General features: G+C 69.4%; 23 protein-coding genes. 14 read left to right on the top strand and 9 right to left on the bottom strand.

Annotation, left to right across the window (positions count from 1 at the left end; translation table 11 throughout):
* Positions 1 to 174: 174 nt before the first annotated feature.
* Genes ACFC06_RS21420 through ACFC06_RS21405 form a run of 4 tightly spaced genes read left to right on the top strand, consistent with a single transcriptional unit; the run spans position 175 to position 2609 of the window.
* A complete protein-coding gene (locus ACFC06_RS21420) occupies positions 175 to 423 on the top strand; it encodes a hypothetical protein (protein ID WP_375933875.1) in 249 nt (82 codons plus the stop codon).
* On the top strand, positions 423 to 1775 hold the full coding sequence (locus ACFC06_RS21415; protein ID WP_375933872.1) for a hypothetical protein: 1353 nt from the start codon (positions 423 to 425) through the stop codon (positions 1773 to 1775). Before ACFC06_RS21420 ends, ACFC06_RS21415 begins: the two co-directional genes overlap by 1 nt.
* On the top strand, positions 1772 to 2221 hold the full coding sequence (locus ACFC06_RS21410) for a hypothetical protein (RefSeq protein WP_375933869.1): 450 nt from the start codon (positions 1772 to 1774) through the stop codon (positions 2219 to 2221). Before ACFC06_RS21415 ends, ACFC06_RS21410 begins: the two co-directional genes overlap by 4 nt.
* The gene (locus ACFC06_RS21405) at positions 2208 to 2609 is read left to right on the top strand and encodes a hypothetical protein (RefSeq protein ID WP_375933866.1); all 402 of its coding nucleotides are present in this window, start codon (positions 2208 to 2210) and stop codon (positions 2607 to 2609) included. The genes ACFC06_RS21410 and ACFC06_RS21405 overlap by 14 nt, the downstream gene beginning before the upstream one ends.
* Before the next feature lie 48 nt (positions 2610 to 2657).
* Here ACFC06_RS21405 and pdxH read toward each other — a convergent pair whose 3' ends face one another.
* The gene (gene pdxH / locus ACFC06_RS21400) at positions 2658 to 3353 is read right to left on the bottom strand and encodes a pyridoxamine 5'-phosphate oxidase (RefSeq protein WP_375933863.1); all 696 of its coding nucleotides are present in this window, start codon (positions 3351 to 3353) and stop codon (positions 2658 to 2660) included.
* Between the two features lie 127 nt (positions 3354 to 3480).
* Here pdxH and ACFC06_RS21395 point away from each other — a divergent pair, with 127 nt between their 5' ends.
* From ACFC06_RS21395 to ACFC06_RS21385, 3 genes are all read left to right on the top strand, one after another.
* The gene (locus ACFC06_RS21395; RefSeq protein WP_375933860.1) at positions 3481 to 4605 is read left to right on the top strand and encodes a citrate synthase 2; all 1125 of its coding nucleotides are present in this window, start codon (positions 3481 to 3483) and stop codon (positions 4603 to 4605) included.
* A 365-nt stretch (positions 4606 to 4970) separates the two neighbouring features.
* Positions 4971 to 5780: an alpha/beta fold hydrolase gene (locus ACFC06_RS21390; protein WP_375933857.1), complete on the top strand. Its 810-nt coding sequence runs from the start codon at positions 4971 to 4973 to the stop codon at positions 5778 to 5780.
* Positions 5774 to 6211 carry a GbsR/MarR family transcriptional regulator gene (locus tag ACFC06_RS21385; protein ID WP_375933854.1) on the top strand — a complete coding sequence of 146 codons (438 nt, stop codon included), beginning with the start codon at positions 5774 to 5776 and terminating at the stop codon, positions 6209 to 6211. The genes ACFC06_RS21390 and ACFC06_RS21385 overlap by 7 nt, the downstream gene beginning before the upstream one ends.
* Positions 6212 to 6249: 38 nt before the next feature.
* On the opposite strand, the gene ACFC06_RS21380 is transcribed toward ACFC06_RS21385, so the two are convergent.
* Together ACFC06_RS21380 and ACFC06_RS21375 are read right to left on the bottom strand one after the other, a co-directional pair.
* On the bottom strand, positions 6250 to 6930 hold the full coding sequence (locus ACFC06_RS21380) for a hypothetical protein (RefSeq protein WP_375933851.1): 681 nt from the start codon (positions 6928 to 6930) through the stop codon (positions 6250 to 6252).
* A 58-nt stretch (positions 6931 to 6988) separates the two neighbouring features.
* Positions 6989 to 7660: a TetR/AcrR family transcriptional regulator gene (locus ACFC06_RS21375; protein WP_375933848.1), complete on the bottom strand. Its 672-nt coding sequence runs from the start codon at positions 7658 to 7660 to the stop codon at positions 6989 to 6991.
* Between the two features lie 75 nt (positions 7661 to 7735).
* Between ACFC06_RS21375 and ACFC06_RS21370 the strand changes: the two genes are divergently transcribed.
* The 4 genes from ACFC06_RS21370 (at position 7736) to ACFC06_RS21355 (ending at position 12122) form a co-directional block, all read left to right on the top strand.
* Positions 7736 to 8848, top strand: coding sequence for an FAD-dependent oxidoreductase (locus ACFC06_RS21370; protein WP_375933845.1), 1113 nt, complete (start codon positions 7736 to 7738; stop codon positions 8846 to 8848).
* Positions 8849 to 8924: 76 nt separating this feature from the next.
* Positions 8925 to 10046: a phosphoserine transaminase gene (gene serC, locus ACFC06_RS21365; protein ID WP_280345863.1), complete on the top strand. Its 1122-nt coding sequence runs from the start codon at positions 8925 to 8927 to the stop codon at positions 10044 to 10046.
* Positions 10047 to 10337: 291 nt separating this feature from the next.
* The gene (sepH, locus tag ACFC06_RS21360) at positions 10338 to 11348 is read left to right on the top strand and encodes a septation protein SepH (RefSeq protein ID WP_375933842.1); all 1011 of its coding nucleotides are present in this window, start codon (positions 10338 to 10340) and stop codon (positions 11346 to 11348) included.
* Positions 11349 to 11399: 51 nt separating this feature from the next.
* Positions 11400 to 12122 carry a DUF6928 family protein gene (locus tag ACFC06_RS21355; protein WP_375933839.1) on the top strand — a complete coding sequence of 241 codons (723 nt, stop codon included), beginning with the start codon at positions 11400 to 11402 and terminating at the stop codon, positions 12120 to 12122.
* On the opposite strand, the gene ACFC06_RS21350 is transcribed toward ACFC06_RS21355, so the two are convergent.
* Positions 12123 to 12425 (bottom strand): DUF2537 domain-containing protein, encoded by a 303-nt coding sequence (locus ACFC06_RS21350; RefSeq protein WP_375933836.1) that lies wholly within the window; start codon positions 12423 to 12425, stop codon positions 12123 to 12125. It lies immediately after the preceding gene.
* The gene (locus tag ACFC06_RS21345) at positions 12422 to 13225 is read right to left on the bottom strand and encodes a TrmH family RNA methyltransferase (protein WP_375933833.1); all 804 of its coding nucleotides are present in this window, start codon (positions 13223 to 13225) and stop codon (positions 12422 to 12424) included. The genes ACFC06_RS21350 and ACFC06_RS21345 overlap by 4 nt, the downstream gene beginning before the upstream one ends.
* A gap of 25 nt (positions 13226 to 13250) precedes the next feature.
* On the opposite strand from ACFC06_RS21345, the gene ACFC06_RS21340 reads away from it, so the two are divergent.
* On the top strand, positions 13251 to 13652 hold the full coding sequence (locus ACFC06_RS21340; protein WP_375933830.1) for a YccF domain-containing protein: 402 nt from the start codon (positions 13251 to 13253) through the stop codon (positions 13650 to 13652).
* Here ACFC06_RS21340 and ACFC06_RS21335 read toward each other — a convergent pair whose 3' ends face one another.
* Positions 13653 to 14084: a MarR family winged helix-turn-helix transcriptional regulator gene (locus ACFC06_RS21335; protein WP_375933825.1), complete on the bottom strand. Its 432-nt coding sequence runs from the start codon at positions 14082 to 14084 to the stop codon at positions 13653 to 13655.
* A 68-nt stretch (positions 14085 to 14152) separates the two neighbouring features.
* Between ACFC06_RS21335 and ACFC06_RS21330 the strand changes: the two genes are divergently transcribed.
* Complete coding sequence (locus ACFC06_RS21330) at positions 14153 to 14413, top strand: DUF2530 domain-containing protein (RefSeq protein ID WP_375933822.1); 261 nt, start codon at positions 14153 to 14155, stop codon at positions 14411 to 14413.
* Here ACFC06_RS21330 and ACFC06_RS21325 read toward each other — a convergent pair.
* Positions 14410 to 16449, bottom strand: coding sequence for a neutral/alkaline non-lysosomal ceramidase N-terminal domain-containing protein (locus tag ACFC06_RS21325; protein WP_375933819.1), 2040 nt, complete (start codon positions 16447 to 16449; stop codon positions 14410 to 14412). The two genes, ACFC06_RS21330 and ACFC06_RS21325, sit on opposite strands and share 4 nt — an antisense overlap.
* Positions 16450 to 16567: 118 nt before the next feature.
* Between ACFC06_RS21325 and ACFC06_RS21320 the strand changes: the two genes are divergently transcribed.
* On the top strand, positions 16568 to 17194 hold the full coding sequence (locus ACFC06_RS21320; protein ID WP_375933816.1) for a TetR/AcrR family transcriptional regulator: 627 nt from the start codon (positions 16568 to 16570) through the stop codon (positions 17192 to 17194).
* A 1-nt stretch (position 17195) separates the two neighbouring features.
* Here ACFC06_RS21320 and ACFC06_RS21315 read toward each other — a convergent pair whose 3' ends face one another.
* Positions 17196 to 20051 carry a sacsin N-terminal ATP-binding-like domain-containing protein gene (locus tag ACFC06_RS21315; RefSeq protein WP_375933813.1) on the bottom strand — a complete coding sequence of 952 codons (2856 nt, stop codon included), beginning with the start codon at positions 20049 to 20051 and terminating at the stop codon, positions 17196 to 17198.
* A gap of 5 nt (positions 20052 to 20056) precedes the next feature.
* Positions 20057 to 21184: a DUF3027 domain-containing protein gene (locus tag ACFC06_RS21310; RefSeq protein ID WP_375933810.1), complete on the bottom strand. Its 1128-nt coding sequence runs from the start codon at positions 21182 to 21184 to the stop codon at positions 20057 to 20059.
* Positions 21185 to 21191: the final 7 nt, after the last annotated feature.

Raw genomic sequence — 21191 nt, 5'->3', positions numbered from 1 at the left:
ACTCCCCGCCGCCGGTGGCGGTTATGCGGTGCGCTCGGACAGGCCAACGTCAGCCAGGAGGATCCCGGTCAGGTCGGTCGCGGGCGCGATGGTACCCTGCCATGAACTATCAGGTGTCATTACGGGGGCGATACGACGGAGATATTGCAGGCAGATCTTGATGCTCTGAGAAAAATGAGCGCAGCACTCGAGATACATGCAACTGCGATCGAGGGGATCGAGATAGCAACGGAGCTACTCATGCCAGGATCTCCGATCCAGGCAGCGGAAGCGATGGCTGAGCAAGCAGTCCTCGGCGCCTACCGCGCCATTTCGTCGAATGTGAGACGCATGGCCGAAGTAACACACATGAGCGCCACTTCGTACGAAGAAGTCGACGCATGGTTCGCGAATCAGGTTCGCACGCTCGATGGCGAAATCTGATGGCGACGATCAGTTACATCCGGGCTTGCCAACCGTCCACTATGGTCAATTATGGGTCGGACCTCGCGGCACAGAACAGCAGCTTTGTAAATTCAGTTGAACAGGTAGATCGCGATGTCGACTCAACGATGAACGGTTGGCAGGGAGACGCCGCGGCCGCAGCTTCGGGCCGTACCGTTGCGAGCAAGCTGGCTGCAACAAATATTGACGACGTTACGACACGGCTGGTTGGTCATTACCAGACCTTCGGAACCGAAATGGACGGATACCGAACCGCGCTTCTCGGGATTGTGGACAACGAGGCGGTACCCGCAGGAATGACAGTACCGGATGACGGATCAGTAATCGCACCAAAGGTTCCCGGTGCGCCGGCCAACCCTACCTCACTGATCATCCAGCGCCGGCTCGACGGACAGGCCGCAGGCTTTCAGACCCGCATCAAGGAACTCTTGCACAACTACGATGTCGCGGAGACAAAGGCAACCCAGGCCGTTCGACTGGAGGCGAGTGCCCTTCAGATCCTGACAAAGGCCCCCACCGCTCCGATCCCTGAGCCCCCTACATTTTCCATCGACGGCTTGACCTACAAGATCGGCGCACCAGAGAAGCCAAACCTTTCGACCGACAACGGATTTACTCCCGGCAACGCTACACCCGGAATTGGCGACTATATGTCGGCCGCCAAATGGAAAGCAATGCTCAATGCCGGCGAAATCGGACGATCCGACCTGGATGATGCAACCGCAGCCTACCGGCACTTCTGGGAAGGAGACGGGGCGGCTCTGGAAATCGACTACGAAGAAGCATACCGGGAAGATCCCAGCGTCAAGTCGGCCGTTGATGAAGAAATTACCCGGGCCGCGATGGCCGCAGACGCCTTCGTACGTGACGGAAACACAAACTTCCAGATCACGGGCACTGCCGCCGACGTCGGGGGCAAAGATGGCGGCTACCCAGAGACGGAGAATTGGCAGAAGACCATCGGCGCATACCAACAGTGGAGTCATTCAAATGTTCGAGTCGAGGGGGATCGAGTGGTCATGGATGTCACTGTCGAGGCGATGGACTACTACAACTTCAACAAGGGCGCCAACGACCTCGAAACTGGCGCACCGGACGATGAAAACGGACGATTCGCCGAACTGGGTTGGGCGAAAGATTTTGAGACCGGAGGGAAGTTGACTCGGACTGTATCCTGGGAAATCGGCCAACCGCCGTCGACGGCAACGGCGTTGGAAACCTCCGATCCCGAACGCAATCCAGGCAGAGAAGACCGCGCCGACAACCGCGACTCGAGCGGTGATCGGTTCCCCTCCGACAACAATTCCGATTCTGGAAGGCCGAGAAAATGACGGCGCGGCGACTGGTCTCGATCATCGCGATTGCACTGATGACGGTAGTTGGATGCTCGTCACCGGACTCGAACTCTGCCGACCAGAAAGACAAAATAAGGCACGACCCCGATCCGCTGACCAAACGGTTCCCCCTGATCGAAAACCCCACTTCGGTCAGCTGGATCACCTGGAACAATCAGGGCGGTCGCGCACCGGGACCGACAACCCATTGGATACAGGCAGTCGTAGAGTTGCAGCCTGAGGTGGCGAATGGTCTCAGAGCAAGCTTCAAACTCTCCATTTCGGAGCCAAATCAATTCGAATCGACAGTTCGCTCCAGCATTCCACCCGGACCTTACATGTCCGGGGCAGAATTCGATGAAGCATTCAGCAAAAACGGATGGAAAGTGGGTGTCCACCTGCAAGCCGATGGCAACATACTTCTGATCGATGCAGTCGATTGAGTTGGAGCTGCAAGTGATGCTTCCCCACAAGAACACCGAACTCGGCATGAAGGTCCGAAGGGCACAGGAACGCCTTGCCGATATTCGCGGCATCGGAACTTCCCGAAAAGTTCGCGTAGTTGTCGATGCCGAGAACAAACTGATCGATGTTTACGTTCCCGGGCTCGATTCGGATACCACAGATGCCATCATCGCAGCATACCGCGCCGCACTGGTCGATCAACAGCCAAAAGTAGCAGAAGCGACCAGCGAATTAATGGCCGACCCGCAATTCGAGACGGTGTCTGCTTTTGTCCAGGAGAGCTCGAACGCACCCGAATCCACATGGACAGAGGAAGACGACGACCGCTATTTCGAAGAGCGGAATAGGCGCGGATGGCGGAGCTGAATGCCCACGGCCTCGGATAGACCGGGACCGAGCTGCCGCAGTTCGCTCTCAGGGCTGTAGACGGACAACCGATACATTCGCCCCGTCGACGCGCACCACGATGCGATTGTGCAGGCGGCCGCGCCTGCCCTGCCAGAACTCCACCTCGTCGGGCCGCAGCAGGTAGCCGCCCCAGTGCGGGGGCACGGGGATGTCGTCCACGTCGGCGAAGCGGGCCGTGGTCTCGGCCAGCGCGCGGTCGAGATCGGCGCGCGAGGCGACCGGGCGCGACTGCTGGGAGGCCCAGGCGCCCAGCCGCGATTCGCGCGGACGCGCCTGCCAGTAGGCCAGCGTCACCTCGGCGGGCACGCGCTCGGTGCGCCCGCGCACATGCACCTGCCGGGCCAGCGAGGGCCAGACGAAGGTGGCCGCGGCGTAGGGGTCGGCGGCGAGCTGCTCGCCCTTGGCCGAGTCGTAGTTCGTATAGAAGGTGACGCCCTCGGGCGCCAGGCCCTTGCACAGCACGGTGCGCGCGACCGGGCGCGGCGCCGGGCCGGTCAGCGAGACGGTGGCCAGCACCATCGCGTTCGGTTCGGCCACGCCAAGGCTCCTGGCCTGGTCGATCCAGTTCCGCAGCAACGGTTCCCAGCCGCCCGCCACCCAGCTCTCGTCGAGATCGGCTTCGGTGGTGGGCACGGCCAGTGGGTCGCCGTAGTCGACGCGCATCGCGGCGAGATCGCCCGCGAGGGGTTCCGGGTCACGCATGGTCACAAACGCTACGCCGACCCCGCCGGTGGCCCTTGCCACGGCCGGGCGAGGGGCGGGGTTACCAGCGGGTATCCACAGGTCTATCGTTCAGGAAGATCGGCATTTCCCGGCAAGGAGAGTCACCATGACGGCCAGCGCGGTACCCCAGGATTTCGTCAGCGGATTGGAAGGCGTGGTGGCCTTCACCACCGATATCGCCGAGCCGGACAAGGACGGTGGCGCGCTGCGATATCGCGGCGTGGACATCGAGGATCTGGTCGCCAACCGCGTCACCTTCGGCGATGTCTGGGCCCTGCTGGTCGATGGTGCGTTCGGTCGCGGTCTGCCGCCCGCCGAACCCTTCCCGCTGCCGGTGCACACCGGTGACGTGCGCGTCGACGTGCAGGCCGGCCTGGCCATGCTCGCCCCGATCTGGGGCTACGAGCCGCTGCTCGACATCGACGACGAGACCGCCCGCGAGAACCTCGCCCGCGCCTCGGTGATGGCGCTGTCGTATGTGGCGCAGTCCGCGCGCGGCATCTACCAGCCCGCCGTCCCGCAGCGCAAGATCGACGAATGCACCACCGTCACCGAACGTTTCATGACCCGCTGGAAGGGTGACCCGGACCCGCGTCACACCGAGGCCATCGACGCCTACTGGGTCTCCGCCGCCGAGCACGGCATGAACGCCTCCACCTTCACCGCCCGCGTCATCGCCTCCACCGGCGCCGACGTGGCGGCCTCGCTGTCCGGCGCGATCGGCGCCATGTCCGGCCCGCTGCACGGCGGCGCCCCCGCCCGCGTGCTGCCGATGATCGAGGCCGTCGAGCAGTCCGGCGACGCCCGCGCCCTGGTCAAGGGCATCCTGGACCGCAAAGAGAAGCTGATGGGCTTCGGCCACCGCGTCTACCGCGCCGAGGACCCCCGCGCCCGCGTGCTGCGCGCCACCGCCCAGCGCCTCGACGCCCCCCGCTTCGAAGTCGCCGCCGCCCTCGAACAGGCCGCCCTCGCCGAACTCCGCGAACGCCGCCCCGACCGCGCCATCGAGACCAACGTCGAGTTCTGGGCCGCCGTCATCCTCGACTTCGCCGAAGTCCCCGCCCACATGATGCCCGCCATGTTCACCTGTGGCCGCACCGCAGGCTGGTGCGCCCACATCCTTGAACAGAAACAACTCGGCAAACTGGTCCGCCCCGCCGCCATCTACACCGGCCCGGGCCCCCGCACCCCCGAAGAAGTAGCCGGCTGGTCCACCATCGCCCGCTCCTGAATCACTGCACCCGAGTCGGTCCGGCCCGGTATCCCCGGCCGGACCGACTCGATTTCCCACCCGACCACCGAATCAGCATCCGCGCCGAGACCGACCAGTTCGCTGACCCGCGCAGGAGCACTTCGTGAACGCCCTGGGATCGACGACGGCGCACCGCCGTACCTCGCGACGAAGTACTGGCGGCTTTCGCCGGCCTGTCGGCGGCCGGCGAGGTAAGGGACGCCGACGCGGGCAGCGCTGTCGACGACTCGCTGTACGACCCTTACGATCGCGCCTACCAGCGTGGCGAATTCGCCCAGGAAGGCGAGTGATGGCCGAGGCTTCGCGCGGGTCGGCACCCCGATAATCTGATCTATATTCAGAGAATGGTGAAACTGGATCGGCGGACGGGGCGGGCGGGGGCGGAGATCGCGTTTGCCGATAGTGGGGGTGATGGGCCGGTTGTGGTCTTCACGCATGGTGCGGGGATGGATCACAGCATGTTCGATGCGCAGGTCGAGGCGTTGGCCGCGGGTGGGTATCGGGTGATCACGTGGGATCTGCGGGGGCATGGGGAGTCGGTGTTGGGGGCGGGGGTGCGGTTCGCCGGGGTGGATGCGGTGAGGGATCTGGCGGCGCTGATGGCGGAGTGTGGGGTCGGGCGGGCTGTGCTGGTGGGGCATTCGCTCGGGGGGAATATCGGGCAGGCTTTCGTGCGGGCGCACGGTGAGCGGGTGGCGGGGCTGGTGGTGCTGGATTCGGCGTGGAACGCGGGGCCGCTGACGTGGGGTGAGCGGGTCGCGTTGCGGGTGGCGGCGCCGTCGCTGGCGGTGGTTCCGGGGCGGGTGTTGCCGGGGGTGATGGCTCGGGCTTCGGCGATGGCGCCGGACGCGATCACCAGGGCCGAGGCGGTTTTCGCGCGGATGCCGAAGCGGGTGTTCCTGGATGTCTGGCGGGCGACGGTGTCGTTCGTCGAACCGGAGCCGGGGTATCGGTGTCCGGTGCCGCTGGCATTGATCCGGGGTGCGCGGGATCGGACGGGCAACATCGCGACCGCGATGCCGCGGTGGGCGCGGGCGGAAGGGGTTGCGGAGCAGGTGATTCCGGGAGCGGGCCATCTCGTCACCTGGGACGCGCCGGAGGAGACCTCTCGGGCGCTGCTGCGGACACTCGCGCACTGGGACCTGGCGTGCTGAGCCCGGAGCGGGAACAGTTCGTCAACGCCATGGGCGACACCCTGGCGACCTGGCACCTCCCCCGCGCGACCGGCCGCGTCTACGGCTATCTGCTCCTGCACAGCGCCCCGTCGACCTCCGAAGAACTGCGCGCCGACCTGTCCCTCAGCTCCGGCGCGGTCAGCACCGCCATCCGCGAACTGGTCTCCTGGGGCCTGGCCCACACCATTCCCAGCCCGGGCTCCCGCCGGCTACTCGTGGAAGCCGCGGGCGGCTTCGAGCAACTCCTCGCCGCCAGTCACGAACGCACCCGCGCCTTCATCCGCACCCTGCGCGCCGCCGAACCCCTCACCGACGACACCGCGACACGACGCCTCCGCGATGTCACCGCCCTGTTCACCACCTATGTCGACGCCGGAGAACGAGTCCTGCGCGAGCGTGCGCGGGAGTGAGGCTGTTGCCGAGACCCCGCGAGGGCGAGCAGGCGGTGTCAGCGCGGTTCGGGTCGCCGGTCCGGCCGGTCGGCGGACGCGCCTCGGGTGAGGGAAGCGAAGTCCAGGGCGACGGAGTCGCCCCGGTCGACGGTGAAGAAGGCGGCGTCGAGGCGGGTGCCCAGTTCTATGTAGCCGACGGCGGCCAGGGGCACGGGCTGGATCAGGCGGACTCGCCAGGGAGACGGTTCGTCCCAGGCGCGAAGCTCCAGGTCCAGGCGCAGGATGGGGTCGTCACGGCCGGTGTAGTCGGCGGCGACGGGGGCCACGGCCAGGACGGTCGCCTCGGCGCGGCGGCCGTTGGCGAGGATCTTCGCCGCCGCGCTGCGGCCGGATTCGGGGGCCTCGGGGACGAACAGGGCGACGCGTTCGCGGTCGCCCGGGTCGACCCGGCAGTCGACGAGGTCGCCGGGGCGCATCCAGGCGAGGTCCTGGCTACGCACGCGCTGGCGGACGCGGGTGTCGTAGGCGAGGCTGCCGGGGAGCTGGACGCGCACCGAGAAGCGGTATCCACCCTCCCCGCGCCGCGTGCGCACCGAGAGCACGGTCGCGCGCGCCGGCAGCCCTCTGATCAGCAGTTCCCGGCGTCCGGCCTCCGACAGCAGTCCGCGCCGCCGCCCGAATACCCAGGCACATCGGTCGAGCAGGGTCCTACCCGAGACGGCCACGGCGAGACTCATAGCGGAAGAGTAATGCGAATGCCGTTCACGCAAGGGCAAATTCCCCGCACCCGGCTGCTCAGCCCAGGGTGGTGATCCCGGCGAGGACGAGATCGATGCCCGCGAGGAACTGTTCGCGGTCGTCGTGGTCGGCCAGTTGCGCGGCGACCCGGTGGGCGAACGGATAGTCGGCGGGGTCCTGCTCCGTCCAGCGGGCGGCCACCGCGGCGAGGAAGGCGGACCGGTCGCCGCCGGGCACGGCGAGGCGGGCGTTGGCCGCGTTCTGCCCGGCGACGCCGAGGATGTAGTTCACCAGCGCGGAGGCGGCGAAGAACAGCGCCTTCTCCGGCACACCGAGACCCTCGAGCCGTCCGCCGATCCGCTCGTAGATCCGCAACACGGCGAGTTGACCCGGCGCCTGGCCCAGCTGGGTGCCGACCCACGGCCGGGCATCGATCGCGTCGAAGATCCCCAGCGCGACAGCGCGGATCGCCGCCGCGGGCTCCGCGTCCCCGACCGGGACGGCGAGCACCCGCGCGATCACATCGTCGGCGGCCGCGGCGAGCAGTTCGCCCTTGTCGGCCACATGCCAGTAGATCGCGCCGCTACCGGTTTCGAGGCGGGCCGCCAGCACGCGGAAGGTGAGCGCGCTCTCGCCCTCGGTGTCGAGGATCTCGACGGCGGTGTCGACGATGCGCTGTTTCGACAGCGCGTCGGCCCGCCGATTGGTCCGCTGACCTCTGGTCGCCATACCCCCATCTTGACACTGATGGAACGCTGTTCCAAACTGGAACGACGTTCCATACAGCTCAGGAAGGGATCCACCATGACAGTCACGATCATCGGAGCGGGCTTGGGCGGGCTCACCCTCGCCCGCGTCCTCCACGTCCACGGCATCTCCGCGACGGTCTACGAGGCCGAGACCTCCGCGGGTGCCCGCACCCAGGGCGGACAGCTCGACATCCACGAACACGACGGCCAGTTCGCTCTCGCGGCGGCCGGGCTCGTCGACGAGTTCCGCGCGATCATCCATCGGGGCGGCGCGGCCTCGCGGATCCTCGACCGGCACGGCGAGGTCCTGCTCGACGAGCCCGACGAGGACAGCAGGCCCGAGGTCCTGCGCGGCGACCTGCGCCGGATCCTGCTCGACTCGCTTCCCGCCGGAACCGTGCGGTGGGGCAAGAAGGTGACCGGCGTCGATCCGCTGGGCGGCGGACGGCACGAGGTGAGCTTCGCCGACGGCACGACCACGCGCACCGACCTGCTCGTCGGTGCCGACGGCGCCTGGTCGCGGATCCGTCCCCTGGTCTCGGCCGCGCGGCCCGAGTACACCGGCGCGATCTTCGTCGAGACCTACCTCCACGACGTCGACCGCAGGCACCCGGTCGCCGCCGCGACGGTCGGCCGGGGTGGCATGTTCGCGCTCGCGCCCGGCCAGGGCATCTCCGCGCACCGCGAGGCAGGCGCCGTCCTGCACACCTATGTCGAGCTGGCCCGCCCGGCGGACTGGATCGACGACATCGACTTCACCGACCCCGCCGCCGCGCTGGCCCGCGTCGCCGCCGAATTCGACGGCTGGGCCCCCGAGCTGGTCACCCTGATCACCGAAGGCGACACCCCGCCGGTCCCCCGCCCGATCCACGCCCTCCCGGCCGGGCACCGCTGGGATCATGTCCCCGGCGTGACGCTGCTCGGCGATGCCGCCCATCTGTCCCCACCGGCGGGCGACGGCGCGAATCTGGCCATGCTCGACGGCGCCGAACTCGCCCTGGCCCTCGTGGCGCACCCCGGCGACACCGAGGCCGCCCTCGCGGCCTACGAGGCCGCGCTGTTCCCACGCAGCGCGACCGCGGCGGTCGACGCGCACCACATCCTGGATCTGTGCCTGGGCGCGAGCGCGCCCGCCGGATTGGTCGAGTTCCTGAGCGGGGTCGGCTGAGCATGCCGGGTGGTCCGTCTCACAGGACCCCACCCACCACCACCACGGCAAACCCCCGACCACTAAACTCGCCCGCATGACCAGTGCGTTCCCGACGATTCCCGCCGACCTCAAGCCCGCCGACGGACGGTTCGGCTGTGGACCCTCCAAGGTCCGCCCGGAGCAGCTGCAGTCCCTGGTGACTGTGGGCGCCTCGGTGTTCGGCACCTCCCATCGCCAGAAGCCGGTCAAGGACGTGGTCGCGCGCGTTCGCAACGGCCTGCGTGAGCTGTTCTCGCTGCCCGAGGGCTACGAGGTCGTGCTCGGCAACGGTGGCACCACCGCGTTCTGGGACGCCGCCGCGTTCGGCCTGATCCGCGAGCGTTCGCTGCACCTGACCAACGGCGAGTTCTCCTCGAAGTTCGCCTCGGTCGCCAAGGGCAACCCGTTCATCGGTGACCCGATCGTCGTCTCGGCCGAGCCGGGCAGCGCGCCCGAGCCCGTGTCGGACCCGAGCGTCGACCTCATCGGCTGGGCCCACAACGAGACCTCGACCGGTGTGTCCATCCCGGTGTCGCGTCCGGCCGGTTCGGAGAACGCCCTGATCGCCATCGACGCCACCTCCGGCGCGGGCGGCCTGCCGGTGAACATCGCCGACTCCGACGTCTACTACTTCGCCCCGCAGAAGTGCTTCGCCGCCGACGGTGGCCTGTGGATCGCGATCATGAGCCCGGCCGCGCTGGCCCGCGTCGCCGAGATCAAGGAGTCGGGTCGCTGGACCCCGGAGTTCCTGTCGCTGCCGATCGCCATCGACAACTCCACCAAGGACCAGACCTACAACACCCCGGCGCTGGCCACCCTGCTGCTGTTCGCCGACCAGATCGAGTGGATGAACGCCAACGGCGGCCTGGACTGGACCGTCAAGCGCACGCTGGACTCGTCCTCGCGCCTGTACTCGTGGGCCGAGTCGAGCTCCTTCGCCACCCCGTACGTCACCGATCCGGCGCACCGCTCGCAGGTCGTCGGCACGATCGACTTCGACGACGCGGTCGACGCCGCCCAGGTCGCCAAGATCCTGCGTGCCAACGGCATCGTCGACACCGAGCCGTACCGCAAGCTGGGCCGCAACCAGCTGCGTGTCGGCATGTTCCCGGCCATCGATCCGGAAGATGTTTCGCAGCTGACCCGTTCGATCGACTGGGTCGTCGGCCAGCTCTGAGATAAGACCGCAATCAGCGCCGGTGCGCGGCGGAGAAATGGCTCCGCCACGCACCGGCGCTTTGCCATGTGTTCGCAATATTCGCATTCTCGAGCACCGCTAAATGATGTTGATCCATCACCAAAGTCCCTGCACAGGACCGGAATTCGGGTGGGGAGCCGATCAGATTAGCCGGAGCGGGAGCCCTCGTGCGCGATTTCGGTCGTGCGTGTCTGCTGCGGCGGGCAAGTAATGTGCACTACTGTCTAGGAAAGTGGGCGGTGTCGTAGCCGACGCGATAAGGAGGTAACGGTGCGTGAACTTCGAGTGATCGGGGTGACGCCCGACTCCACGCACATCGTGTGCAGCGACATCGAGTCCGGTACCAAGTTCCGGCTGCCCGCCGACGACAAGCTCCGCGCAGCGGCGCGCGGCGACCTCGCACGATTCGGCCAGATCGAGATCGAAACGGAGGCGTCTATGCGTCCTCGCGATATCCAGGCCCGTATTCGAGCCGGAGCGTCCGTCGAGCAGGTCCAGGCGGAATCCGGCATGCCGGCCACCAAAGTCGAACGTTTCGCCTACCCGGTGCTGCTCGAGCGTGCGCGCGCCGCCGAACTGGCGCAGAAGGCGCACCCGGTGCGGCCCGACGGCCCCGCGGTGGAAACGCTGCACGAGATCGTCACCGCGGCCTTCGCCGAGCGCGGCCACACCATCGAACAGGCCGAGTGGGACGCCTGGAAGGACGAGAAGGGTTTCTGGGTCGCGCAATTGCAGTGGCGGCACGGTCATTCCGAGATCGCCGCGCACTGGCGCTACCAGCCCGACGCGCACGGCGGCTCGGTCTCCCCGCTCGACGACCCGGCCAACGATCTGATCGACCCCGACTTCGGCCGAGCGTTGCGCGGGCTGGCCACCATCCTGCCCGAGCCGTCCACACCCGTCGTCGAGCCGCCGGTCCCGGTGGAACCGCGCCCGCGCGAACAGCTCTCGCCCACCGCGCGTCCGGCCGCCCGGCCGCAGCCGAAGTTCGACGAGTTCTACGAGCAGCGTCAGGTCGCCGCGGGCGGCGGCACGGCGGCGATCCCGGCCGCCCCGGTGCCCGCGGCGGCTCCCGCGCCCGTCCCGGCGGCAGCGGCCCCCGCGGCCGCGCCGGTGCCCGCGGTCCCGAGTCAGCCGGTGGCCCAGCAGGACAAGCCGACGGCCGACGAGCCGGTGCCGGTCGACACGCCCGCCCCGAAGCCCGCCCGCCCGAAGCGCGGCAAGGCTCCGATGCCGTCCTGGGAGGATGTCCTGCTGGGCGTCCGCAGCTCCGGCCACTAGCACCGCGGGTCCCGAGCCGGATTCCGGCACGGCGGGACAGGAGGTGGGTTCATGCGATCGGCTTCCACACTCTGGTACATCGACACCGCCGACCCGATGGCGGTGCTGAAAGAGGGCCCCGACCCCGATCCCGAGGCCGCCGCGGCCCTGGCCGGGCAGCTCTACAGCGAGCACGACGTGCGCCCGATCACGATCGGCACGCTCGAAGGCTGCGCGGCACCGGATCGCGACGAGGTCTACATCGGCTGCTATCCCGGCTTGACCGTGGTGTGCACGGCCGAGGCGGCCCTGGTGGAGCCGACGAAACTGCCGGATCTACTGGTGCGGCCGCTGGCCTCGGAGCACACCTTCCTGGTGTCGTTCGACGACCGGGTGCACTGGGGCGCGTTCGCGCAGTGGGAGCGTGGGGAGTTCCGGCGCTCGTTCAGCTCCACCCGGGTCGACATCCTCGAGAACGAGGGACTGCCGATGGTGTGGGAACGGCAGTACTGGGCCGGGGAGCATCCGGTGCCGTGGCGCGGGGCCGATCATCCGCAACCGCGCTCGCTGCCCTTCGACCCGCCGGAATTCGCCGACGCCGCCAACGACGAGTGGCTCGGTTTCCGCTATCTCGGGTCGGGCGAGGAGGAGCTGACCCCCGGCTCGCTGGCCGTGTGCGGCTTCACGCTGTACCCGAAGGGGCGCGCACCCGAGCCCGCGCCGCGACCCGCCGCCGAACCGCGCGCCAGGCACGGACTGTTCGGCTGGCTGCGCGGCGGCGACCGGGTGCGCTGATCACAGCAGGCCGCTGAGCTCGTCGACGAAGATCGCCAGCCAGCCGAGTACCAGGCCGACGGCCGCCCCCGCGAGCACCCAGCGCACCACCGGCGTGTACCGCCACCGCCACGCCGTCGGTGCCACCCCGAGCACCGCGACCGCGTTCACCGCGACGGCGAGCAGCGGATGCACCGCGGCCAGCGCGGTGCCGAAGGCGTACACCGCGACGGCGGCGAGCACGGCGACCAGCGCGATGACGGTGCACCCGGCCGCCCACGGCACCGAATCCGGTTGCGCGCGATAGGGACCGTCGGGCTTCACGAGGTGCGCACCCGCTCGTAGAAGGCCATCGCGGCGGCGGTGGCGACATTGAGCGAATCGGTCCCCGGCGACATGGGTATCCGGGCGCGCACATCGGTGGCGCGCATGGCCTCCTCGGTGAGCCCCGGGCCTTCGGCGCCGAGCAGCAGCGCCACCTTCTCCCCCGTCATGGCCGTGGCCAGGTTCACCGCCGACGGGTCGGGGGTCAGCGCGATGATCTGGAAGCCGCGCTCCCGCAACAGCTCCAGCCCGCCGGGCCAGGTCGGCAGGGTCGCGAACGGCACCCGCAGCACGTGGCCCATCGAGACCCGCACCGCCCGGCGATAGAGCGGGTCGGCCACCCGGTCGCCGAACAGCACCGCGTCCGCGCCGAGGCCCGCCGCGTTGCGGAACATCGAGCCGAGGTTCTCGTGGTCGTTGACGCCCTCGAGCACCGCCACCGTGCGCGCGCCGTCGAGCACGTCCTCGGGGGTGAGTTCGGCGGGCCGTGGCGCGACGGCGAGCACGCCACGATTGAGATGGAAGCCGACGATCTCGGCCATCACCTCGGCGCTGGCGCGGTAGTACGGGATGTCGCGGCCGGCGAGGTCATCGGCCAGCGCCTCGTGGCGTCTGGCGACACCGAGCAGCGCGCTGGGGGTGAAGCGGGAGCCGAGCATGCGCTGGACCACCACCACACCCTCGGCGATCACCAGGCCCTTGCGGCCGGGCAGGTCGGGTCTGCGATCGGCGGAGGACAGATCGCGGAAGTCGTCGACCCGGGGGTCGGCGGAATCGTCGATGTCTATCACTGCGGCCACGCGCTCATCCTGGCATGCTGGACACATGAAGGTCGTACAGTTGATCTTGAACATTCTCTGGGTGGTGCTGTGCGGCTTCTGGATGGCCCTGGGCTACCTGCTGGCGGCGATCATCTGCTTCATCCTGATCATCACCATCCCCTTCGGCGTCGCCTCGCTGCGCAACGCGGGCTACGTGCTGTGGCCGTTCGGGCGCACGGTGGTGAGCAAGCCGAGCGCGGGCGCGGGCTCGCTGATCGGCAATGTGATCTGGTTCGTCTTCGCGGGCTGGTGGCTGGCGCTGGGCCACATCACCACCAGCATCGCGCTGGCGATCACGATCATCGGCCTGCCCTTCGCCTGGGCCAATCTCAAGCTGGTGCCGCTGGCGCTGTTCCCCCTCGGACACGAGGTGGTCTCCTCCGACGACGCCCGCGCCCAGCTGTGATCACTCCGATCCGGCGACGATCTGGTTCATGATCGCGACCGCCTGATCCAGCACCGCGAGCTGCTGCGGATCGAGCACGGCCAGCTGCTCGGTCATCCACGCCTCGCGAGCGTGGGTCTCGTCGGCGATCAGCGCCCGGCCCGCGGAGGTGAGCGAGACGATGATCTGCCTGCCGTCGGTCGGGTGGGGACGGCGATCCACCAGTGCCAGGTCCGACAGCGAGGCGATGACGCGGGTCATCGACGGCGGTTGCACGCGTTCCTTGCCTGCCAGGGTGCCCGGTGTCATCGCGCCGTCGCGCGCCAGCGTGGCGAGTGCCGACAGCTGGGTGAGCGAGATCTGCGCGTCGGTACGGCGGCCGCGCAGGTGTCTCGTGAGCCGCACGATCGCCAGTGAGAGGTCACCGGCCAGGGCGCGGACGTCGGATGGCATTGTCACAGTGCAGAACTCTACGGTACGTCCGGCTGCCAGATCGGGTTTCACCCGGCTACTGTTTGGGTATGGAAGCCGGACGCGTCACCCCCGAGATTCCGCACCTGCCCCGATTCCTCGTCGACCCACGCCCGGTCGTGCTCGCCGGATTCGCCGCCTGGATCGTCGCCACCGTCCTGTCGTGGCTGGTCCCGACGCTGGCCGATGCCCGGCCGGTCTGCCTGATGGGACTCGCTGTCGGCGCGCTGGGCTCCTCGATCTTCCTCGCGCAGCGCCGGTCGGCCCGGCGCGGCGACAAGGGTGCCCAGGTCGGCCTGCAGACCGATTAGGCGCTGACCTGGAACTCCGCACTCGTCCCGACCACCGGCCGCAGGGTGCCGTCCGCTTGGAGAACGTCCACGTAGTGCACGAAGCGATGTAAACCCGGCTCGACAGATTCGGGGACATCCCAGGTGAATTTCGCGAGCGAGATCGCCGCCCCGCCCGAGCTCCAGTGGTACCGCACATCCCACTCGCCCTCGTTGGCCACCCGCACCCACTGCCCCGCACCCGTGCGGCGTTGCACCTCGAGGAAGGTGTCCCCGCGCCGCGGATTGTGCTTGGGATGGGCCGAGACGAACTCGACCGTCACCCGGTCACCGCGGCCGGTGTCGGCCGGTTGTTCGATGACGTCACCGAAATCCCGGCCCGGCGGGGTCGCGTCCGGACCGGGCACGGACGCGAAGTTCGGTTGCAGCGCGGAGACATCGCGCGGTGCCGGACCGCGCCCCAGCGCCGCGCCCGCCACGAACGCCTCGGCCACCCGGGTGAATTCCTGCACATAGCCACACAGGGTGTAGCGCCCGAACAGCGTCGAGGCTCCCTCGTACTGCTGGGCGTCGTACTCCTCCGGCGTCGTCACGTACTCGTGGTAGCTGTTGGCGTAACCCTGCAGCAGCACCTGTTCCACCGCGACACCGAGCACCGCGGCCACCGCGCGCCGCACCCGCAACCCGGCGACGATGGTGAACTCCGCGCCCGCCGCGGCCAGATACAGCTCACCGATCCGGACCAGCTGCACCGGAACCACATTCGGCACCCACGGCACCGGCGGCAGCAGCCCCAGCGGCGCGAAGATCGCCTTGGGCGCCTGCGCGTCGGCCAGCCAGGCCGGATGCGGATGGTCGATGCCGCCGAGGAAATCGACCATCGGGTTGCGCACGCCCTCCGGGATCGGCCCGCCGGGCAGGCCGGGGCCGTCCTCGACACTGCCCGCGGCCAGCGAGACACCCGCGGCGGCGGGCGAGGTGCGGCGCGGGGCACCGTCGGGAGTGAAGCGCCCGTCGACGGCCAGGTCGGCGAAGTCGACGTAACACAGCAGCGCACCGACCGCGCCGCTCATCGGGACCGCCTGTCCGGCAGCCGCTTTCGATGCCGCGTACTGACGTTCGCCGATGATGCGGGTGTTGGCGAACTCGTCGGTGGTCGGCCCGTCCCCCGGTCGCAGGTTCAGGTTCGGCGACATGTCACCGGCATTGGTCTGGGCGAAGGCGGCGATGTAGTCGGGCCTGCCGTCCAGGTGCCGCACGCCGTGTTCGAGCTGCTCGGCGGCGTAGCTGGCGTAACCCTTGTTGTCGGCGCTGATCAGGCGGTTGGCATTGGTCATCGAGGTGTTGTGGGTGGCGAACCAGGTGAGCGCGCCGACCTCGCGGCCCGCGCGCCGGAAGACCAGCGTCGTCACCGCCGGGTCGACGGCATCGGGGAACTCCGCGCGATCCTCGGCGGGATTGCGGTCGAAGGCCACCCGCGACCGGTTCATGCTCGCGTCGCGCAAGCGCGCGCGGCCCACCGCGATCGTGCCGGGCGCGTAGTCGGCGTCGGCGGCCACGATCGCCTCGACGATGCCGGCCACCTCCGCGTCGTAGACCTGCCGCTGGAATCCCAGGGTCGCCAGGGTGTAGGCGTAATCGTGCGCCGAACCGCCGCAACTCGCGTGGGTGTGGGTGGAGGTGAGTACGACATTGCGCTCGGTGTATCGATCACCGAAACGCTGTGCCAGTGCCAGCAGGACGCCACTGTGCACCGAACCGAACACCGCGCCGTTCTCCACCGCCACGTACGCGACGCGATTCTCACCGGAACCGATGACGAATGCCCGCGCGCGGGGACGCAGATGAATTCCGGCGGTGGTCTGCTCAAGTTGTGAATAGCCCATCATGCCGCATTCCGCGGCCGGTCCGGTGAGATCGGCGATCCCCGTTCCGAATTCGAACCCATCGCTTTTCGGATTTGCGCGGGCGGTGGGCGCGCCCGGCATCGACACGAGTGGCACGGCGGTGACACTCAGTGCCGACGCGGCGAGTACTGCGCGGCGGGACACGGACATCAGGCGACTCCTTCGCTACTTCCGCTCCGGAGAAAACCACATCAACTGGTCGCATGTCCAGGATTTCGGACGGATCGGCGAATTGACTGTTTGCGACGCGAGCGCTTAACTCGCACACGTGTCCTCCCGATTGAGCGTCGAAGAACGACGAGCCCACCTGATCGAGGCAGCGATCGGTCTCGCCGAGAAAAAGGGCGTCGCGGGCGTGACCACGCGCGATGTCGCCCAAGCGGCCGGCGTCTCGCTCGGAGTGGTGCATTACTGTTTCGAAAACAAGGACGCGCTGATGACCGAGCTGGTCAAAGCGCTCTCGATCGAATTGCGTGATTCGGTGGACGCCGAAGAGTCGGTGTGGGAAGACGTCGGGACCGGAAAAGAAGCGCTTCAGAAATTGGTGCGCCGCGCGCTGGAGCTGATGTGGCGCAACATCGAAGCCACTCCCGAACGTCAGCTGCTCACCTACGAGACCACCACCTATTCGCTGCGCGAAGGTGAGGCCACACCCGCCAAGATCGCCATCGCGCGCGACCAGTACGGGTTCAACGACAGCACCGTGGCCGATGTGCTCGACCACTGCCGCGAGGCCACCGAGACCACCTGGACCACCCCGGTCACCGAGCTGAGCCGGTTCAGCCTGGCCGTGATCGACGGGATCGTGCTGCGCTGGCTGGTCGACGACGACAGCGAGTCGGTACAGACCCAGCTCGACCTGCTCGCGGCCATGGTCGCCACGCACGCGAACTGAGTCAGCCGCGCGGCACCTGCACGTGCACCGCGCCGTCGGCGCTCCACCACGGCACCCGCACGGTGCCGGTGATCACGCCGCGCAGATGCACTTCCAGCGTCTCGTGCAGCACCAGGTCGCCGGAGGTGTCCGGCGGTGACCACAGCTGACGCAGCACCACCCCCAGCGGATCGGCCGCCCAGCTGGTCCGCCTGCCCGCCCCGAGGATCTCGGCGCTGACCTCCTCGGAGACCAGCGGCAGATCGAGCAGGGTGGCCAGGGCCTCGGCGGGCCCGCCCGCCACCAGCTGCCCGGCGGGCACCACCAGTCCGAAGCTGGGCTGATCCAGCACCATGGCCGTGCTCGCCGCGACGACCTCGCCCGACAGCGCGCGGACGTGGTCGGGCAGGTCGAGATCGCGCGGGTCGAGGGTGCCCTCGGCGACGGCGGCGGCCAGTCGCGTGTGGGTGCGGGCGACGACCTCGGGAGCCGGGGTGTTGGTGGGGTCGGCGAGGGCGTCGAGCAGTTCCTCGGCCAGCGCGGCCGACATCACCTCGGGCCGCACCAACAGCGGGCGCAGGGCGTCGAGGTCGCGGGCGTCGAAGCCCTCGGTGGGGAAAGCCGGGAGCAGACCGGCGAATTCGGTGTCGTCGGGGTGGCGCAGGCGGCCCAGCGCGATGCCGTCGAGGTGGGCGTGGCGGTGCAGCCACCAGGCCGTATAGCCGTCGCGGTCGGCGAGCAGGGCGCGGGTGCGCGGGTCGGCCAGCAGCAGGCGCAGGGCCGTGGCCCAGCGGTCGTCGTCGACCAGATCGAGATCTCGGACGGCGGTGAGCTCGCGCGGGTCCTCGGAAAGGCTGTCCCACCAGTCGTGTTCGTCGTCGAGGTCGTGATCGGGGCCCACCGGGTCGGGTTCGGTGAGGATCGCGAAGTCCCAGCCGACGCCGATCGCGCGCAGCGCCGCTTCGCCGTGCTCGGCGACGGTCGCGGCGGCCACGGTGCCGAACGGGGCGTCCTCGGCCAGCACGGTGGACAGCGGGGCGTCCGGGAGCAGCAGTTCGTCGGCGGGGCGCAGTTCGCCGGTGTCGTCGGGGAGTTCGAGCAGGCCGAGCCAGTGCGGCAGGTCGTGCGCGGCGGCGAACGGGGCCAGCTGGAGGACGGCGGCGACGGTGTCCGGGTCGGCCGGGTCCTGGTCGAGCAGGTCACGCAGCCCGGGGTCGGCGAGCAGGTCGTCGGCGGAGGCGCTGCGGGCGCCCAGCCGCGACAGCAGGGCGTGGGTGGCCTCCGGGTGCACCAGGCGGGCCCAGTGCACCGGCACGGCGACGGTGAGCTGGTCGTCGAGCACGACGGTGCGCGGGCCGGTCACCACCCGGCCGTCGGCCAGCGGGACGGCGAGGGCACCCAGCTCCTCGGCGATCCGGGAATCGGTGACGAAGGGTTCCAGCGCGGCGTAGAACCGTTGCCACCAGCGGGGTTCGCGATCCAGGCCGCTCGTCGTCTCGGCCAGGGCGGCGGGGCCGAGGCGGTGGACGTCGAGGGTGGAGAGTTTGTCCTGGTGCTCGCGGCCGGAGAGTTCCGGGATCAGCAGGGGGCCGGTGATGTCGGCGAGGAAGGGGGCCAGGTCCGGGGTGAGATCGGGGAAGACGGTCGCGCGGGTGGGGATGGCGAGGGCGGGGCGTCGCGGGTCGTCCGGTGTCGGCTCGTCGATCTCGCCCAGGGTTTCGCCGGATGCGCCGAGAGTGGTGTCCCAGTCGAGACCGCCCTGGTCCGGCGAGGTGTCGTGGCTCGCAGCGGTGGGGCAGATCGGGAGCCAGGGGTGGGTGCGGAGTTCGGTGATGATCGCTTCGCGCAGGAGGGTGTCGGCTTCGCTGCGGGGGAAGCCGGGGGCCGGGACCAGGGTGAGGCGGTCCTTCGGCGGGAGGGCGCGGGCGAAATCGGCATAGCCGGTGGCGATTTCGGCGAGGTGGGCGCCGGGGAGCAGGCGGCGGCGGTCGGGTTGCATGGGGATGTCGGCGACGAGCAGGGCCGGGAGGGAGAGTTCCTCGTCGGAGCGGGTGGGGGCGCGCAGGACGTCCGGGGCCGCCGGGGCCGGGCGGCCGTGGTGCAGTGGGAGCAGCCAGCGGGCGCGTTCGGTGCGGAATTGCCACCAGGTGCGGGTGTTTCCGGACGGGAGGGTGATGGACAGTTCGTCCAGCTCGCCGAGAGTGGTTACCGCGCTGGTGAATTCGTCTTCGTCGATGCGGATGCGCTGGAGGGCGGGCAGTTCCAGGAGCAGGTCGGGGGCTTCGGCGCGCATGGCGTCCAGGAGTGCGTCGGCGTCGATGCCGTCGCGCAGGTGGATGACGATCTCCGTGTCGAAACCCGCGGGCGGGGTGGTCGGGACGGGCCAGGCCAGGCGCAGCACCGGGGGTGCGAGGGCGGCCAGGTCATCCGGGACGGTGATCCCGTTGTCGTGCAAGGCGTTCAACGTGGCCGTCCGCGAGAAACGGAGGGACCCGGTGGTCGAGCGCACCTCGACCTCGTCGCCCACCGACCGCACCGCCGTGAACCCGACCCCGAACCGCCCGACCTGCGCGGCATCACCCTTGCCCGAGGCACGCAGGGCCGTCAGCGCGTGCACACCCGGGACATCCAGCGGCGCACCGGTATTCGCGATGTGCAGGCGCCCGTCGAGCACCCGCACACTCACCGCCCCGGCGACACCACCCTTGGCCGCGGCGTCGGCCGCGTTCTGCGCCAGCTCGGTGAGCAGCCGATCCCGGTAGCCCGCGGCCACCAGATCGCCCTCACTCGCAGAGTCCTCCCGCAACCGCGTCGGCGAATCCCGCCACGCGGCGAGCACACCACCCCGCAGCGCCGCCGTCCCGAACGGATCCCCCACTCCGTTCAGCGCGCCACCGGCGATCCGTGCTCCACCTCGACCGCGGGCACCTCGGCATCTCCGCCGACAGCATCGCGCGCGTCAGAACTCTGCTCGACGTGGTCGGCCTGGTCAGAGCCGGACTGATCAGGCTCGCCGGCAACCTGTCCGGACTCGGTGACCGCCTGTCCGGACTCGCCGGCAGCCGGGCTGGGATCGCCGGCATCTGCCGTCTGCGACTCCGCCGCCACGACCTCGGCGGCCGACTCGGGCGCGGCGCCTTCGGCCAGAGCCACCTGCTCGGCGGCAGCGGCTTCGACGGCTTCGGCCTCGGCGGTCTCCTGGTCGGTCAGCGACGGCTCGGCGGGAGCCTGCTCGCCCACCGACTGCGCCACGGCCACGCGCACCTGCACGTACTCCACCGCGTGATCGTCGAACGCCTCGTACCGGGGCGAACCGTTCCCGCTCGGCGCGACCACATCGGAGTGGGCGCCGCAGCCGTATTCGACGTGGACGACGTGTCCGTCCGCGCCCATCGCGTTGGCGCACACGCCGAAGGATTCGCGCAGCGCGCCGGCCAGGGGGACGTAGAAGCCGCACAGGCCGCAGGTGGAGGGGGCGGCCTTGGCCATCTCGGTGTCGGGGCCGTATTCGAGGTACCAGCGCTGGGCGGCGTCGACGCGGCCCTCCAGGCTGAGCACTTGGACACGGCCGAGGCCGACCTCGCGGGCGATGTCGTCGACGACGGGGTCGCCGGTGGCCACGTAGCCGGGAACCAGGCGCGGGTCGTCGGTGGGCGGGGCGAGCAGGTCGCCGGGGCCCAGGTCGCCGGGGCGCACGCGCTGTTCCCACGGGATGAAGTCGGGGGCGATGAGGGCGTCGGGGCCGGGCAGCAGCGCCGACTCGCTCACCGTCGCGGATTCCGCACCGGGCGGCGCGGCCACGACGACGGCCCACTGCCAGCCGCGGTAGCCGGGCAGGCTCGCCTCGAAGCGGTGGGTGGCCGCCGTCTCGTCTTCGGCGGTCACCCCCAGATGGACTCCGACCCCGTGGGGTTCGAGTTCGACGAGCGCTCGACGTGCGACTTCGGCCGCATCGGCCAGAACGGGACGCACGCCGGACTCCGAAACAGATACTGCGCTCACGGCATACATTTTGCCG

Origin of the sequence: Nocardia sp. NPDC056064, from assembly GCF_042266925.1 — a bacterium.
Lineage (GTDB): Bacteria > Actinomycetota > Actinomycetes > Mycobacteriales > Mycobacteriaceae > Nocardia.
Note: the sequence above shows the minus strand (reverse complement) of the source record. Positions and strands in the feature narration are given on the sequence as shown.